The 13629-nt window shown below is 58.7% G+C and carries 15 protein-coding genes; 2 read left to right on the top strand and 13 right to left on the bottom strand.

What is annotated here, in order from left to right; genetic code table 11:
• Positions 1-16 precede the first annotated feature (16 nt).
• Positions 17-1084 carry an ABC transporter substrate-binding protein gene (locus GA0061100_RS11990; protein WP_075852927.1) on the bottom strand — a complete coding sequence of 356 codons (1068 nt, stop codon included), beginning with the start codon at positions 1082-1084 and terminating at the stop codon, positions 17-19.
• A gap of 266 nt (positions 1085-1350) precedes the next feature.
• Here GA0061100_RS11990 and GA0061100_RS11985 point away from each other — a divergent pair, with 266 nt between their 5' ends.
• The gene (locus tag GA0061100_RS11985) at positions 1351-2166 is read left to right on the top strand and encodes an IclR family transcriptional regulator (protein WP_075852926.1); all 816 of its coding nucleotides are present in this window, start codon (positions 1351-1353) and stop codon (positions 2164-2166) included.
• A gap of 22 nt (positions 2167-2188) precedes the next feature.
• Here GA0061100_RS11985 and GA0061100_RS11980 read toward each other — a convergent pair whose 3' ends face one another.
• The 11 genes from GA0061100_RS11980 to GA0061100_RS11930 all read right to left on the bottom strand — a co-directional run bounded on the left by GA0061100_RS11980 (position 2189) and on the right by GA0061100_RS11930 (position 11506).
• The gene (locus tag GA0061100_RS11980; protein WP_075852925.1) at positions 2189-2671 is read right to left on the bottom strand and encodes an MEKHLA domain-containing protein; all 483 of its coding nucleotides are present in this window, start codon (positions 2669-2671) and stop codon (positions 2189-2191) included.
• Positions 2672-2838: 167 nt separating this feature from the next.
• Positions 2839-3642, bottom strand: coding sequence for a phosphonoacetaldehyde hydrolase (gene phnX / locus GA0061100_RS11975; RefSeq protein WP_075852924.1), 804 nt, complete (start codon positions 3640-3642; stop codon positions 2839-2841).
• A 5-nt stretch (positions 3643-3647) separates the two neighbouring features.
• Positions 3648-4793, bottom strand: coding sequence for a TIGR03364 family FAD-dependent oxidoreductase (locus tag GA0061100_RS11970; RefSeq protein WP_075852923.1), 1146 nt, complete (start codon positions 4791-4793; stop codon positions 3648-3650).
• Positions 4794-4916: 123 nt separating this feature from the next.
• Complete coding sequence (locus tag GA0061100_RS11965; RefSeq protein WP_143525417.1) at positions 4917-5819, bottom strand: LysR family transcriptional regulator; 903 nt, start codon at positions 5817-5819, stop codon at positions 4917-4919.
• A 105-nt stretch (positions 5820-5924) separates the two neighbouring features.
• Positions 5925-6722 (bottom strand): ABC transporter permease subunit, encoded by a 798-nt coding sequence (locus tag GA0061100_RS11960; RefSeq protein ID WP_075853249.1) that lies wholly within the window; start codon positions 6720-6722, stop codon positions 5925-5927.
• Complete coding sequence (locus tag GA0061100_RS11955) at positions 6706-7575, bottom strand: 2-aminoethylphosphonate ABC transporter permease subunit (RefSeq protein WP_143525416.1); 870 nt, start codon at positions 7573-7575, stop codon at positions 6706-6708. Before GA0061100_RS11955 ends, GA0061100_RS11960 begins: the two co-directional genes overlap by 17 nt.
• On the bottom strand, positions 7568-8710 hold the full coding sequence (locus tag GA0061100_RS11950) for an ABC transporter ATP-binding protein (protein ID WP_083961321.1): 1143 nt from the start codon (positions 8708-8710) through the stop codon (positions 7568-7570). Before GA0061100_RS11950 ends, GA0061100_RS11955 begins: the two co-directional genes overlap by 8 nt.
• Complete coding sequence (locus GA0061100_RS11945; protein WP_075852920.1) at positions 8710-9741, bottom strand: 2-aminoethylphosphonate ABC transporter substrate-binding protein; 1032 nt, start codon at positions 9739-9741, stop codon at positions 8710-8712. Before GA0061100_RS11945 ends, GA0061100_RS11950 begins: the two co-directional genes overlap by 1 nt.
• Positions 9742-10021: 280 nt before the next feature.
• Positions 10022-10621: a TetR/AcrR family transcriptional regulator gene (locus GA0061100_RS11940; RefSeq protein WP_075852919.1), complete on the bottom strand. Its 600-nt coding sequence runs from the start codon at positions 10619-10621 to the stop codon at positions 10022-10024.
• Positions 10622-10637: 16 nt separating this feature from the next.
• The gene (locus GA0061100_RS11935) at positions 10638-11066 is read right to left on the bottom strand and encodes a hypothetical protein (protein ID WP_143525415.1); all 429 of its coding nucleotides are present in this window, start codon (positions 11064-11066) and stop codon (positions 10638-10640) included.
• A complete protein-coding gene (locus tag GA0061100_RS11930; protein ID WP_075852917.1) occupies positions 11063-11506 on the bottom strand; it encodes a hypothetical protein in 444 nt (147 codons plus the stop codon). Before GA0061100_RS11930 ends, GA0061100_RS11935 begins: the two co-directional genes overlap by 4 nt.
• A gap of 624 nt (positions 11507-12130) precedes the next feature.
• Between GA0061100_RS11930 and GA0061100_RS11925 the strand changes: the two genes are divergently transcribed.
• A complete protein-coding gene (locus GA0061100_RS11925) occupies positions 12131-12862 on the top strand; it encodes a helix-turn-helix transcriptional regulator (protein WP_075852916.1) in 732 nt (243 codons plus the stop codon).
• Here GA0061100_RS11925 and GA0061100_RS11920 read toward each other — a convergent pair.
• On the bottom strand, positions 12852-13511 hold the full coding sequence (locus tag GA0061100_RS11920) for an acyl-homoserine-lactone synthase (protein WP_075852915.1): 660 nt from the start codon (positions 13509-13511) through the stop codon (positions 12852-12854). The genes GA0061100_RS11925 and GA0061100_RS11920 overlap by 11 nt on opposite strands.
• Between the last annotated feature and the right edge of the window lie 118 nt (positions 13512-13629).

Here is a 13629-nt window from a genome sequence, read left to right as displayed (position 1 = left end):
ATGTATGCCGGCGATCTTACTGCGCCAGCAGCTTGTCGAAGAGAGCTTGATCATAGTCGGAATAGATATAGCCGTCGGCCGGAAACTTGTCCGCCCGAGCAAGATAGCCCCCGATATTGCTATCGTCGATGACCGGCAACGGCACCTTGACGAAGTGCGGGACCGTCTTTCCTTGCAGTGCCTGGACGGCCGTGTACACGGAAAGGGCACCGAGCCAGTTCGGTTGCATCGTCGCCCAACCCTTCAATCCCTTCTGTTTCCACAGCTCCAGGAATTGCCGGGCGTTTTCACCGGTCGTCGGCACCGGATCGCGGCCTTGCCGATCGAAGGCAAGCACGGCGCCAGCGGAAAGAGCGCCGCCCAGGGAAAGCACGCCGTCGATTTCCGGATTGGCAAACAGAAGGCTGGTCATGGCCTCCTGGGCAGGCGCGACGTTATATTCGGTGTTCGTCTCTGTGATGACCTGGAGGCCCTTGTTGGCATCGAGCACGGGCTGCGCGCCTTTGCGGCGATCATCGCTGACGGAAACACCGGCAGGTCCGTTCATGATGATGATCTTGCCCTTGCCGTGCAGCTGATCGACCATCCATTGCGCAGCCTTCTGGCCCCATTCGTTGGAATCGGTGTTGATCTTGGCCGTCAGATTATCGGTATCGACGAGACTGTCGAAATTGACGACGGCGATCCCCTTTGAGCATGCATCGGAAATGACACGATCGAGCGCGGTCGAAGAGCCCGCCTCAACGATGATCGCATCGACGTTGGCGTCGATCATCGACTGGATCTGCTGGATCTGGGTTTGCGCATTGCCTTGCGCATCGGTAATTTTCAGATCCTTGACCAGGCCCTCTTTCTTCAGAGCGGCGACCTCGTCGGTAATGGTGCCTTCGGTCTGCTTCATCCAGGTCGGGACGGAGTAGATGTTGGCCCAGCCGATCGTATAGGGCGCCTTGCGATCACCCTTGATGCAGTTTGAGGCGGCCAATGCCGTGCTCGAGGTCGTTGCGAGCAGCAGCGCGGCGACGGCGATACCGCTGAGAAGCGACACATGCGGTTTCGAATTTTCCAGGACATTCAAATTCATTGTGTTCCCCTTTTTTGGCAGTTCGGTCTTGCACTAAAGGTCTTTATATTTTGTCCAAAATAGCGGACATTAAGCTATAATACTGGACAAGCCACAGCTTAGGATATTTTGTTGAGTTGACAAGAGCGACGACAAGCATTTTGCAGGATGGTAACGCCATGGCACCGGCCCGTTCCTACCTTACGGTTGACGACGCTTGGCCGGTCTCGACAATGGATTGCATGCGCCTGTCCGCAGCCGCCCGCGGAAAGAACTGGAGAACAAGGATGGATGCCATAAACGATGATGCGATCGCCAGGCGGGCGCGAGGTCTTGACCGGGCCTTCGAGATCCTCGATTTTCTTCGCGTGCATCGCGCGCCCATGAAACCGAATGAGATTGCCACTCATATCGGCGCGCCGCGATCATCGGTCTACGAGTTGGTCAATGTGCTGCTGCGCAATGGCATTCTGGAATATGCCGACAACGAGAAACGCGTCTATCTCGGACGCAAGCTGTATCTTCTGGGCGCAGCTTACGAGGATCAGTTCGATTTCATGGCCGAGTGCGACAAGGTTCTTGAGAAGATTGCGACCGAAACTCGTGAAACGGCGCAATTCTGCATGCTCGACGGTAATAAATATACCGTCGTGCGGATGCGCGAGGGCGCCCGGCCGTTCCGTATTTCGTCGGATGTCGGGCACCGCGTTCCGATACCGTGGACCGCATCCGGGCGCCTGCTCGTCGCCCACATGAGCGATGATGAAATTATCGATTTCATTCCGAAAGAGGATTTCCTGCTGCCGAATGGTCAATGGCTGGAGCCGGCGGCTTTCATTCGCGAAGTACGAGAAGCGCAAGCAGCTGGTGAATTCACCTTCAACAGCATCGTCGACAGCTTCACACACTGTTTTGCCGTGCCAATCAAGGATGACACCGGCCGCCATTCCGCGACGATCTGCCTTGTCGCACCAAGGGAAGACGGAATACGCAACCGCGCACATTATCTCGCTGTTCTGAAAGAACATGCCGAAGCCCTCGGCGCGCTGCAATTGTCAAGCCGTCGCTCCGCCGGAAACCACCATCCGAGACCTGGCTCATAGTAGCAGCAAGGGCCGCGTGTCTCTATCCCGCGGCCTGTACATCTTTCCATTTGGAAAATGTTGCAGCCTGCCCGCGCAAATTGCCGTCTCGGTCCACGAGCTGCCAGACGATGCCGTCCTCGATCCAGAAACGCCGTCCGGATTTCGCAATCCTCAGGCCGCGATAGTCGGAGATGAAACCGTTGCGTGTCACCGCATCCAGCAACTGCTGGCGCTCGGCGCGATTGGGGAGCTCGGCCGAAAGCCGCGAGGGCAGCGTTACAAATTCGTCCCAAGGATATTCGAAGCAATTCTGGGCGGCTTTGTTGGCGTAGACGAAACGCGGATCGGCATCCCTGTTGTGAGCAAGGACCACGAAAGGCGCCTCATTATAGAGCCAATCAGGCCCTGCTTCCGGATTGGCGAGCGGAATACCGACAATGCGTTGAAAACTGTCGGTCAGAAGTTCGAAAAAGGCTCCGTCAACCGACAAATTGACGGCGTTGCTTTCAGGCCTGTCAGTCATCTGTTCTCTTCCTGCCGTTCAGGGATCGACGGGAGCGATACCTATCAAATTGCGGCAAAGATCAAAAGCAGGGCAAGCGGGAAGACGCGAATATCCACTATCAACCTTACCGCGAAGCCACGGCCCCTGAGGCAAACAACTGATAGCAGCGGCAAACATCAACCAAATTACGGCCGCTCGCCGGCCGCGAGGCGACGTTCGATGTCGTCGATGACAGGCATCAGATCGGCAACCGTGTCGATGATGTAGTGCGCACCCTGCGCCCTCAGCATGCCGGCCGCGCGCTCGCGAACCTTGGCAAGCGCCTCCGGAGCCGTGGCGGCGATCTCCTGCGGGGTCAGCCCTGCCTCGTTGCCGCTCAGCGCAACGCCAACCGTCCAGCAGCCGGCCGCAACGCCTTCGTCGATGCCGACGCCGGTATCGTCAACCTTGACCACCGCCTGCGCCGGCCAGACGTCGAGATCGAGGAAGCATTTATACATGTTCATCGGCGTCGGGCGGCCATGCGGCAGGTCGCCGGCACAGACGAGATTGTCGACCTCATAGCCCTGCTCTTTCGCAAGCGGCAGGACGCGCTCCATGATCGAGCGGGTGTAGCCTGTCGTGGAACCGATTTTCATTCCGCGCTGGCGCAGCGCTCCAACGACATCGATGGTACCGGGTATGAGATCGGCGAACTTGTGAACGACCTCTTCGTTCATCGGCACGAAAACCTCGTAGACCGCGTCGACATCGGCTGATGTCGGGGCTTTGCCATGACGCACAGTCCAAAGCCCGCGGATGCGCGGCTGCTTCAGCATGGCGTCGATATGATCCCACTTCGGCCGGCCCATCGGCTCCCGTGCCTCGGCAATGGTAACCTCGATGCCAAAGCGGCTGAAAGCTTCGACGAAAACGCCCATGGGCGCGAAGGACCCGAAATCGATGACCGTCCCGGCCCAATCGAAGACAACGGCTTTTAACTGGTTCACTGGTTTTACTCCCAAGACCGAGATGTTGAAGCATAGAGATCGTCGATGACCTGCTCGCCCAGAGCGAAACCGGTCGATGCGCCCGTTCCGCCCGTCACCATGACGAGGCGGATATGATCGGCGGGACTCTCCACCAGCACCGTCCGCTCCTTCGAGGAGGCATAAGTGCCGATCCAGCGATTGGCGACTGTGCGGCCCGGAAGGTCGAAAACGCGGTCGAATTCGTCGAGGATCAGCCGGTCGAAGCGCTCGCTGGCAAATGGCTGCTGCGCATTGCCATAGACGTGGCTATCGCCGACGACGAGCGAGCCGTCGGCCGACTGGACGGCGATGAGATGAATGCCGGCGGCTCGGCTTTCGGCCTCTTCGAGATCAAGCCGCCTTCCAAGCGCCTCCGCCTCCGGCAGATCGGCAAAGCCTTCATAACGGGCAAGACTCATATCAGACATCACCGCAGCTCCGAACCGGCTCGGCTGGGCAGGTGCGACGCGCAGCATCTGCAGCGTGCAGATCGTGAGAGGATGTTTGGCGATGACCTCGGGGAAGAGCGTCGAGAAATCGTCGCCGGGGCAGACGACGACGGCTTCCGCCTCGATCGTGCCATGGCTGGTTTCGATCCGCGTGCCGTCGATGGCGCGAACAGCCGTACTCCAACGAAAGTCGACCTTGTGTCGCGCCTCGAGCCAGACCGCGAGCTTCGGCAGCGCCTCGGAAGATTCGACGCGCAGTTCGTGCGGGCTGTAAAGGATCGTCTCGACGCCACCGAGACGCAGGCTTGGCACCAGATCGCGCGCTTCAGCCTTCGTCATCAGGCGGCATTTTTCGCCCATCGACGTCTTCAAAAACGCATCGACCACGACGGCGGCCTCCGGGCGACGCGCGGGCATGACCAAACCTCGATGAATGACGGGAATACCAGCCTCGTCGACGACTTCTGCCCAGATATCGCGGGTGCGCATGGCCCGTTCCCAATGGGCGCCCGCCTTTTGTCCGCTGATGGTGACGAAGCCGAAATTGCGGATGGATGCGCCGACCGCCTTGGCATTGCGCTCGATGACGACGACCTTCTTGCCTTGGCGCGCAGCTGCCAGTGCAACGCCGATGCCGACAATGCCCGCACCGACAACCGCAAGATCGTACCTATTCGCCATCACTTCACCCTTTCCTCGGCCAGCATCGAACCGTGGCCGTCAGTCTATAGGGCAAAGACTAGCAAAACGATATGACAGAATTATAAATTCTCATAAATTATATGATTTACCTATAATTTGGATTCATGTCAAAGGCAGCCCACCGTCGACTTCGCGCGCATGTTCCTTCGCCACATCGAAAAAGGCCTGGATGGCAGCGTGGTCGCGGCATTCCGGCAAGGTCACGAGATAATGGCCTATGGCAAGCTCCGGCTCGACCAAGGGTACCACCTCGATATGATCGTCGGGTGGCACTTCACCCTCGATGGAAATTGCCAACCCTATGCCGGCGGCCGCTGCCGCGTAGGCGACATCGAGGGTCGCCACCTCAAGCACCGGCTTCAGCCGCACGCCCTGCTTCGAGGCAGCGTCCTCGAGCAGCGTGCGGGTGCCGGACGCCTTGTTCCAGAGCACCATGTCACGCCCGTCGAGATCGGATAGCGTCAGCCGGCCTTTGGCAAGCATCGGATCGCCCTTGCGGCCATAGATCGCCACACGGGATTCATGCAGCCGCAGCGATGAAAAGCGGCTGTCGGGCGCGACCTGCGAGACAGCAGCGACATCGAGTTCGCCGCGCAGGACCGCATCGGCAAGATCGAGGGAAGGACCGCCCCGCGTCGTCAGCCGCAGGGATGGATATTCGCGGACGAAGGCCGTCAGAATCGGCATGATCAGGCGGTGTGCGCTAAAGCCGATCGAAATCGTGCCGGTGTTCAACGATGTCGTATCGGTGATCGCGCGGTCGACCTCGCCCAGGCATTTCAGCGTGATCCGGATCTTGGCGATCAGATCGACGGCCGATGGCGCGATGCTGACATTGTGACCATCACGGATGAAGACGCGGGTGCGGCAAAGCTCCTCGAACGACTGGATCTGCGTCGAAACCGAGGGCTGGCTGATGCCCAGATCCTCGGCCGCGCGGGAGAATTTTCCCGTGCGCGCCAATGCTTCGACGGCTTTCATTTGCGCAAGCGTAACAGACGGCATCCCGGACAGCCCCACCTTCAGAAATCGCACAGCTACCCGTTTCAATAAGTCGCGTATCCTGGTGACGCAACCGGCTTTCGGCCGGATGCTCTCCGAGACATGGCATCAACGCAGCACGGACCGGTTGGAAAGCCGCGACAGGCCCCAGAGCACGATCAATGTCGCCGCACCCAGGATCATCGTCAGCGTCGCCGCATCGAAGATGGCGCCGCGGTCGGAGAGCGCGAAGATATTGACTGGCAGCGTGACCCAACCCGGCGGATAGACCATGACGGTCGCTCCCAGCTCACCCATGGACATCGCAAAGCTGAGGCTGAAGGCCGCAACCAGATAAGGCATCAGCAGCGGCAGCGTGACGCGCCGCAGCCGGTAGAACGGACGCGCGCCCAGGCTTTCGGCGATTTGCTCGCATTCGATCGGCAGACGCGCAAGACCAGCCGAAACATTGCCGTAGGTGAAGGCGGAGATCAGCACGAAATGCGCGATCAACACAATCATTCGCGTGCCGTTCAAAAGCAGCGGCGGCTGGCTGAAGGCAACCAGCAGGCCCAAGCCGATGGAGACGGATGGAACGGCGCTCGGAACGAAGAAGATCAGATCGAGCGCACGCTTGCGCAATGGCTTCATCTTGCGAAGAGCCAAGGCCGCCCAGGTGCCGCTGATGAGGGCGGCAATGCTTGCGATCGCTCCGGTGATGATGCTTGCCTTGAGGCTGTCGAAGGAGTCGCTGCGGAAGGCGTTGGCATAGTGAACCAATGTCAGTTTGCTGGGCAGAATGTCGTTCCATTGCCCGCTGATGCTTGCCAGTGCGATCACAGCGATCGGCAGGCCATAGACGATCGCAAACAACGGCACGACGAACGCCCAGACCACAAACCGGCCGGACTTAGACCATATCAGCACGATTGCCTCCGAAATGAGCGATGACAGCCCGGTAGATACTGTAGAGACCGAGCGACAGGACGACATTGACGACAGCGATGACACAGGCGGTCGTATAGTCGAATTCCTGGATCGCCTTGGCATAGATGAGCACGGGCAGCGTGATGACGCCCTTGGCGCCGATGAAGAGAACGATGCCGAACTCGTTGACGGTCAGCAGCAGACACAGGCTGCCGCCGGCGATCAGGGCCGGCATGGCCGCCGGAAGGATGACCTGCCGGATGATGCGCCAGGGTTTGGCGCCAAGGCTGCTGGCAACCTCGATCTGCGCCTGGTCGATCTGTGAGAAGGTGGCGAGCAGCGGCCGCATGACGAAGGGCGTATAGACGGTCGTTTCTGCCAGGATGACGCCCCACTGCGAATAGAGAAAGTCGACCGGCGGGAGGTCCACTTGCATCAGCCGCATCAGGCCCTCATTGAGAAGGCCGGCCGAGCCGTAAATGAAGGTAAAGGCGAGCGTCACCAGAAAGGTCGGCAGCGCGATAAAAGTGTCGATCAATCGCCCGCAGAATTTTGCGCCGGGAAAAGGCACGAAGGCGATGACGACCGAAAAGATGAAGCCAAGCACGAGGCACCCTGCTGTCGCTCCCAGCGCGATGACGATGGTGTGCAGAAGCCCGTCATGGAATTCGCGAGACGACAGCACTTCGGCAAATGCGGAAAACGAGAGCGTGCCGGGATCGCCGAGCGACTGCCTGATAATCAGGCCCAGCGGATAGAAGAACAGGATCGCCAGAACAAGCAGCGGCGGCACGCTCCAGAGGCGATCCCACCGCGGTTTCCGTTCGATCATCCCAACGGCAACATCAGCCATGACGGCCATCCTCCGGTACGAGGGTGACGTCGGTGGGATTGAAATGAACCGTCAGCATCGCGCCGGGAACGGGCGGCGTGCTCATCGGCGCCGAGGACATGCGGATTTCCTGCCCGGCAATATCGAGGGTGACATTGTGGGTATCGCCCTGCCATTGCACGCTGCGCACGACGCCAGTCAGACGATTGCTATCGCCCTGTGGTGCATCGAGGCGAAAATCATGCGGCCGGGCGCAAAGCAGGCAATCGCTTCCCGCCGTCAGCTGATGATGGTTGCGCGCGATAAGCACCTGATCTCCGAAGGTGACCTGCGCCCGCTGGTCGTCGAGCGGCTGTACGCCCTTGACCTCGAGAAGGTTGGCGCGGCCGAGAAATTCCGCGGAGAAGCGGTTCGGCGGATAACGAAACAGCGACTGGGCATCGCCGAAGGCACGGAGCTTTCCATCGCGCATGATACCGATATGGTTGGCAAGCGTCAGCGCTTCCGACTGGTCGTGCGTGACATAGAGCACGGTCAGCGACGGCAGCTCGCGGTGCAGCCTTGCGAGCTCATCGACCATCGAACGGCGGATCTGTGCGTCGAGCGCCGACAGCGGCTCGTCAAGCAAAAGCACCTGCGGGCGGATGGCGATGGCGCGGGCAATCGCGACACGCTGCTGCTGGCCGCCGGAAAGCTCGCGCGGATAACGCTTCGCATAGGCCGCCATGCCGACCATGGCGAGCGCTTCCGGGACGCGAGTGCGGATGACCTCTTCCGGCGTGTGGCGCGCCCGCAGCCCGAAGGCGACGTTTTCCTCAACGCGCATGTGTGGAAAGAGGGCATAATTCTGCACCACCATGCCGATATCGCGGTCATAGGGTGCGAGATTGGTAACATCGCGGTCGCCGATCATGATGCGACCTTTCGACGGGCGAACGAAGCCGGCCACGGCACGCAGCGCCGTCGTCTTGCCCGATCCGGACGGGCCGATCAGGGCGACGATCTCGCCCGGATTGACGGTCAGGTTCAGCGAGTCGAGAACGGTGAGGCCGTTATAGGCAACGGAGACATTCTCGAAGGCGATCCGTTTGGCTGATGCGGCCGACGTTTCCGTCGGCCGCCCGCTCTCGGATGGCTTGGTGTTCGCCATCGCCATCAGTTGCTCGCGATCGCCTTGCCGTAGGCGTCGACGTCCTGCTTGAGGTCGGCGAGCACCTTGTTCCAGTCCGGCGTCCAGATTTCGATGCCTTCCATGATGGCATGCAGCTTCTTGAAGTTTTCATCCGTCGGATGGATGTCGGTGCGGACAGGCAGACCCTGCGCGACAGCGCTGACATCCTTCTGGGCCTCCTCGCTCAGCAGGAAGTCTATGAGCTTCTTGCCGTTTTCCGAATGCGGCGCGCTGGAAACGAGGCCGATGTAGTAGGGCAGCGAGAAGGCGGTCTTCTTGCCATCCGGGCCGGCGGGGAAGAAGATCTTGATGTTCGGATTGTCGGCCTGCTGCGCGAGGTTCATCTGCAGGTCGCCATTGGCGACATAGAGTTCGCCCTTGTTGACGAGCGCGGTGAGCTTGCCGGTGGAAGCGGACGGGCCGAGATTGTTGACCTGCAGCTTCTTCAGGTAATCGAGGCCGGCATCCTTGCCGCCGAAGGCATGGAATGCCTGCAGCATCAGGGCGGTTCCGTCACCAGCCTGGCCGGGCGTGGAATACTGGATCTTCTGCTTGAACTTGGCGTCGAGCAGGTCCTGGTAGGTCGACGGCGCCGTCTTCAGAACCGAACTGTTGTAGATGAAGTTCGGATAGTTGTTGATCATGGCGACGTAGAAGCCCTTCGGGTCCTTGTCGCGCACTTCGATCTTGTCGGCGGCTTTGGGGGCGTAGGCTTCCAGCAGGCCTTCGCTTGCAGCCTTCTGCACGAAGGGCGGCAGGGTGACGAGAACGTCGGCCTGCGTGTTGGACTTTTCCTTCGACAGTCGGTCAACGACGCCGCTCGAACCCGCCTCGACATACTGAACCTTGATACCGGTCGCCTTGGTGAAGGCGTCGAATTCGTTTCCATACCAGCTCGGCGTGCCGTCATGCAGGCCGTCGGCGCTGTAGATGGTGACGACATTGTCGGCGGCCATGGCCGGCAGGGCGACGGCGGCCAGCAGGCCCGCAAGCGCAAAAATGGATTTCGTTTTCATGATCTTTCCTTTGCTCAATGACTTGACCCCAGCCAGCATTCGGAGATGGGCTAACGTTAGACGGCGCGAGCAAATTCATAGTCAAAAACTATTTCATTTATATGACAATAGTTTTTGACTATAATTTTGATAAGGGAACAGAACTTTCTTGATCAATGCAATCAAGACCGGCTTTGGATGATTTATTGATGTGAACCGGCCAATGATCACGGCACCCCGGCTCCGAGAAAATGCGGGAGCTCACGGGAACGTAAAGGCCAGTAGTACGGACGACGGCGGCCTAGCCGCCTATGGATCTTCGACAGAAATCGGTCACAGCAGCAACGAGTTTGCGCCGATCGACATCAGGCCCATCGGCCAGACAGTCATCCACCGCGCTGTGCATCGAATTGAACAGCATGACGGCCGTCAGCCGGGCATCGACAAAGGCGAACGCGCCGGCGGCATGACCTTCGATGAGGAAGGACGTCAGGCGGCTGACAAGGGGATTGGCACGCTTCATGTCCCGCTTCGTCGGCTGAAACTCGTGAAATACCAGATCGTGAAGCGCAACCTCGTCTAGATAGCCAAGCACGCAGGCCTCCATCAAAACGTCGAGTCGCCGCACCCAACTGTCAGAGGCAGACGCTCTGGCGACGGCATCGACCCTTTCGCAAAAGAGCTCGATGAAACGCGCTTGCAGGGCTTTAAGGACATCGTCCTTGGTCTGAAAATAAAGATAGAAAGTACCCTTGGCGACATCTGCGGCATCAACGATCTCCGCAACACTGGTCGCGGCAAACCCCTTCTCCAGAAACAGGCGCTGCGCGGCATCCATCAATTCCTCACGGCGAATTTCCGGGGGCTTGGTGCGCGGACGCGGACGATCTGTAACGGTCACGGGGTCTCCTCGCTGTTCATAGGCTGTCGATGACGATACCCGCCGGAGAGAGAGCGGATGCGCACAACCACCGCACCGCAAGCGAGCCCTTTTCAAAGACTTCTAACGGCATATCGAGCGGAAGACGAGCAAGACTTCGCCGAACGCCATCGACCGTCGACGCCGGAGCAACGACTGCGACCCCGAGAAGGGATCGGCAAAGCGTCTCGCGAACAAGATCCAGCCGCTGCGCCAGCATGGGCAGCACAGCTACATCGCTTTGAAACGCGAATCCGCAAGCCGCGACCAGGAGGAGAGCAAAAGATTGTTCGCGTCTTAGCCAGGCCTCGACCATATCGAGGCCCGCATGCACACCGTCCGCATCAAGTGGCGTTTCCGCGACCAGTATCGCGAGCGGCCAATGCGTCTCATCACCCTCAGGCACCATCGACATATGCCCGCTCATGACAGCCCGCGCAAAGCTGCCAGGCCTCGCAACGCCCTTCCGACGTCCAGAGGTCTTCCTTGCATTGCCGAAAGGGAAGCAAGCCACATCGCGGCTTCATTGACATCATCGAACATCTGCGCAGGAATTCCGAACAGCTTTTCGGCATTCATGCGGCTCATCTCCTCGAGAGCATCCGAAGGCACAACGGTCGCCATGCCGATGACGAACTGCCTGATGCGCTCGCCATTGGCCTGAAACCAGATCTTTGCATCTTTCGCGCCACCCTCCGGCCGCGTGAGCGCCTCGGCATCCGTGAAGACACGCAATGTCGAAAAGGATTCGCCGCGATCGAGCCAGGCGTTCCAGTCCGAGAAGAAGGCGAGCTGCTCATCGAGCGAGATCGCGCCGTGAGCGGCGGAAAGCACGAGTGGCCAATGGCTGAGATCGTGACGGATCATGACTGGATATCCCCCGATGCGACAAGTCGGAAGCAGGCGTCGCTCTGTGGTGAAGCTCTCAACCTCTCAATACGGACGACCATTCGGATGCCCCCAAAACCTGACAATGACAGTCACATATATGACTGACCGTCGGTCATTTGTAAAGGGGAGTAGGCTTTTTGAAGCCGGCATTATGGGGCCTGCACTTCGCTTGGCCTTAAGGCCTGTTTGATCGCACCCCATGTGGATTTGTCTGACGCGGTGGAGGTTTCGGTTGCCTGGCCGGATCAACCATCTATTTGAATGCGGATTTCGCATACGGCATCCCGGCGTCGGCGTGTCCTCGAAAGGAGCAGCAGGGCATGGCGGAATGCTATATGGCGCATATAGACACACAGCAAAGGGTCGGCGGCCCATATCCTCCGCGTGTATCCCAAGACGCGTCAACACAACCCTCATATGATTGGCAGTGACTATGTTTTCGACAATTTTAAGAGTCCGATCATGCCCTTGAAAAGTTGGCTTTTGAATAGTTGTGAGTGCGGCCGGAGCGCCAAGACGGTCTTCAAACCTTGAAAGACATCCCAGACGCGCTGCTCATGGCTCAGGCACCACTTTCACTTCGGATTCTATGGTGAGACTATGTTGACAGGATCACGCCAATCTCATTGCTTGTCTGAGATAGCTCAGGCAAATGATATCGATGAATTGCGCCAGTTCTTATTCAAGTTCTGCTCCCTATACGGTCTGGCAAACGCAGTCTTTCACGTGACGCAAATCGCTGCCCTGTCGCAGCAGAACCCACTTCTCCTGCTGACCTACCCGCCGGAATGGGTGGAGACATATATCGCTCACGATTACTTTGCGATCGACCCCGTGGTTCAAGCTGGACGCAACGGATTTCTGCCCTTCGACTGGTCGACCCTCGATCTGAAGTCGCCGAAAAGCATCTCCTTTTTTCGCGAAGCTGAAGCCTTTGATGTCGGACGCTACGGCTTGACGCTGGTCGTTCGAGGACCTCACGGCGAGCGATCGCTTTTTACGGTTACCTCAAATCAGAAGAGCGGCGACTGGGAGCAATTGCGAAACAGCATAATAGGCGATCTGCAAGTGATCGCCTATTATCTGCATGAGCAGTCATTGATCGTGTCCGGCCTGCGGGAGCAAAGCATCGGACGCAAACTTTCGAAGCGGGAGACCGAGTGCCTCGAACTGCTGGCGCACGGCCTGCTTCCGAAGCAGATCACATCTATTCTTGGAATTTCCGAGAGCGCCGTGCGCCTGTATCTCAGCTCCGGCCGCCGCAAACTTCATGTCAGCACCACAAATCAGGCCATTGCGAAAGCGATCTCGCTCGAGCTCATTAAAAGCTGAACTGAATATTGCCAGGCAAAGAAGATGCAAATTGCAAAGTGGGGGTCCTGTCATCCTTGCCTCGCATCGCCTTCAGCCGCTGCTCAAGCCGCTGATCGGACTCCTCGTTTACCTCCCAAAGACCAACATAAAGGTTGCCGATCTCCGGCCGCGAGCGGGCAAGCGGCGTCGGCGACCAGCCGATCTTCCGATAAACCCCGATCATAGACGCATCATAGACGCCCATGATGTGCTCGATACCCGACTTCAAGCTCAGACGGCAAAGACCGGATAGCAGCTCGACAGCAGCTGTTTGCGACGATGCGCGCCCGGCCTCGATCGGAGGATGCACGCAAAATCGCGTGCATTCCCAGATAGACGGGCTGCAGATATCGAGATCCTCGTTGAAAAAATGCTGGAACTCGCTCGAAAGCATGGTCTCGCTCGTTGTCGGCAACAGCCGCAGCGAGCCTGTGAGCTCATCGTCTTCTTCCTTCACGGCTAGGTAAATGGGATCGTGTTCGTCGTCAAAGCGGTCGATTTCCAAACCACCTTCGACGTTGACATCCCACCCCATTCGATCACGGAAGACGAGCGCTCGAGCGCGGAACATCTGAGTGAAATACGAGGACGCCGCGTTGCGGTCTCGTCGTGTCAGTATCTGTAGCATTAGCGTCTCCAAATTTTGCCTTAACAAAACATCTTGGAGCCAGGCTTCAATATATCGATTCCGCCAGATTGCATGGCCGCGAGTACCCTTTAGAATCGAAGGGTACGGAGCAAGGCAA

The organism is Martinezella hainanensis (assembly GCF_900094555.1).
GTDB lineage: Bacteria > Pseudomonadota > Alphaproteobacteria > Rhizobiales > Rhizobiaceae > Rhizobium > Rhizobium hainanense.
Note: the sequence above shows the minus strand (reverse complement) of the source record. Positions and strands in the feature narration are given on the sequence as shown.

Coding starts and splice junctions, on each gene's coding strand:
- GA0061100_RS11955 (WP_143525416.1), bottom strand. CDS start 7,575: ATGGCTGATGTTGCCGTTGGGATGATCGAACGGAAACCGCGGTGGGAT.
- GA0061100_RS11985 (WP_075852926.1), top strand. CDS start 1,351: ATGGATGCCATAAACGATGATGCGATCGCCAGGCGGGCGCGAGGTCTT.
- GA0061100_RS11965 (WP_143525417.1), bottom strand. CDS start 5,819: ATGCCGTCTGTTACGCTTGCGCAAATGAAAGCCGTCGAAGCATTGGCG.
- GA0061100_RS11980 (WP_075852925.1), bottom strand. CDS start 2,671: ATGACTGACAGGCCTGAAAGCAACGCCGTCAATTTGTCGGTTGACGGA.
- GA0061100_RS11925 (WP_075852916.1), top strand. CDS start 12,131: ATGTTGACAGGATCACGCCAATCTCATTGCTTGTCTGAGATAGCTCAG.
- GA0061100_RS11930 (WP_075852917.1), bottom strand. CDS start 11,506: ATGATCCGTCACGATCTCAGCCATTGGCCACTCGTGCTTTCCGCCGCT.
- GA0061100_RS11945 (WP_075852920.1), bottom strand. CDS start 9,741: ATGAAAACGAAATCCATTTTTGCGCTTGCGGGCCTGCTGGCCGCCGTC.
- GA0061100_RS11920 (WP_075852915.1), bottom strand. CDS start 13,511: ATGCTACAGATACTGACACGACGAGACCGCAACGCGGCGTCCTCGTAT.
- GA0061100_RS11950 (WP_083961321.1), bottom strand. CDS start 8,710: ATGGCGATGGCGAACACCAAGCCATCCGAGAGCGGGCGGCCGACGGAA.
- GA0061100_RS11970 (WP_075852923.1), bottom strand. CDS start 4,793: ATGGCGAATAGGTACGATCTTGCGGTTGTCGGTGCGGGCATTGTCGGC.
- GA0061100_RS11935 (WP_143525415.1), bottom strand. CDS start 11,066: ATGAGCGGGCATATGTCGATGGTGCCTGAGGGTGATGAGACGCATTGG.
- GA0061100_RS11990 (WP_075852927.1), bottom strand. CDS start 1,084: ATGAATTTGAATGTCCTGGAAAATTCGAAACCGCATGTGTCGCTTCTC.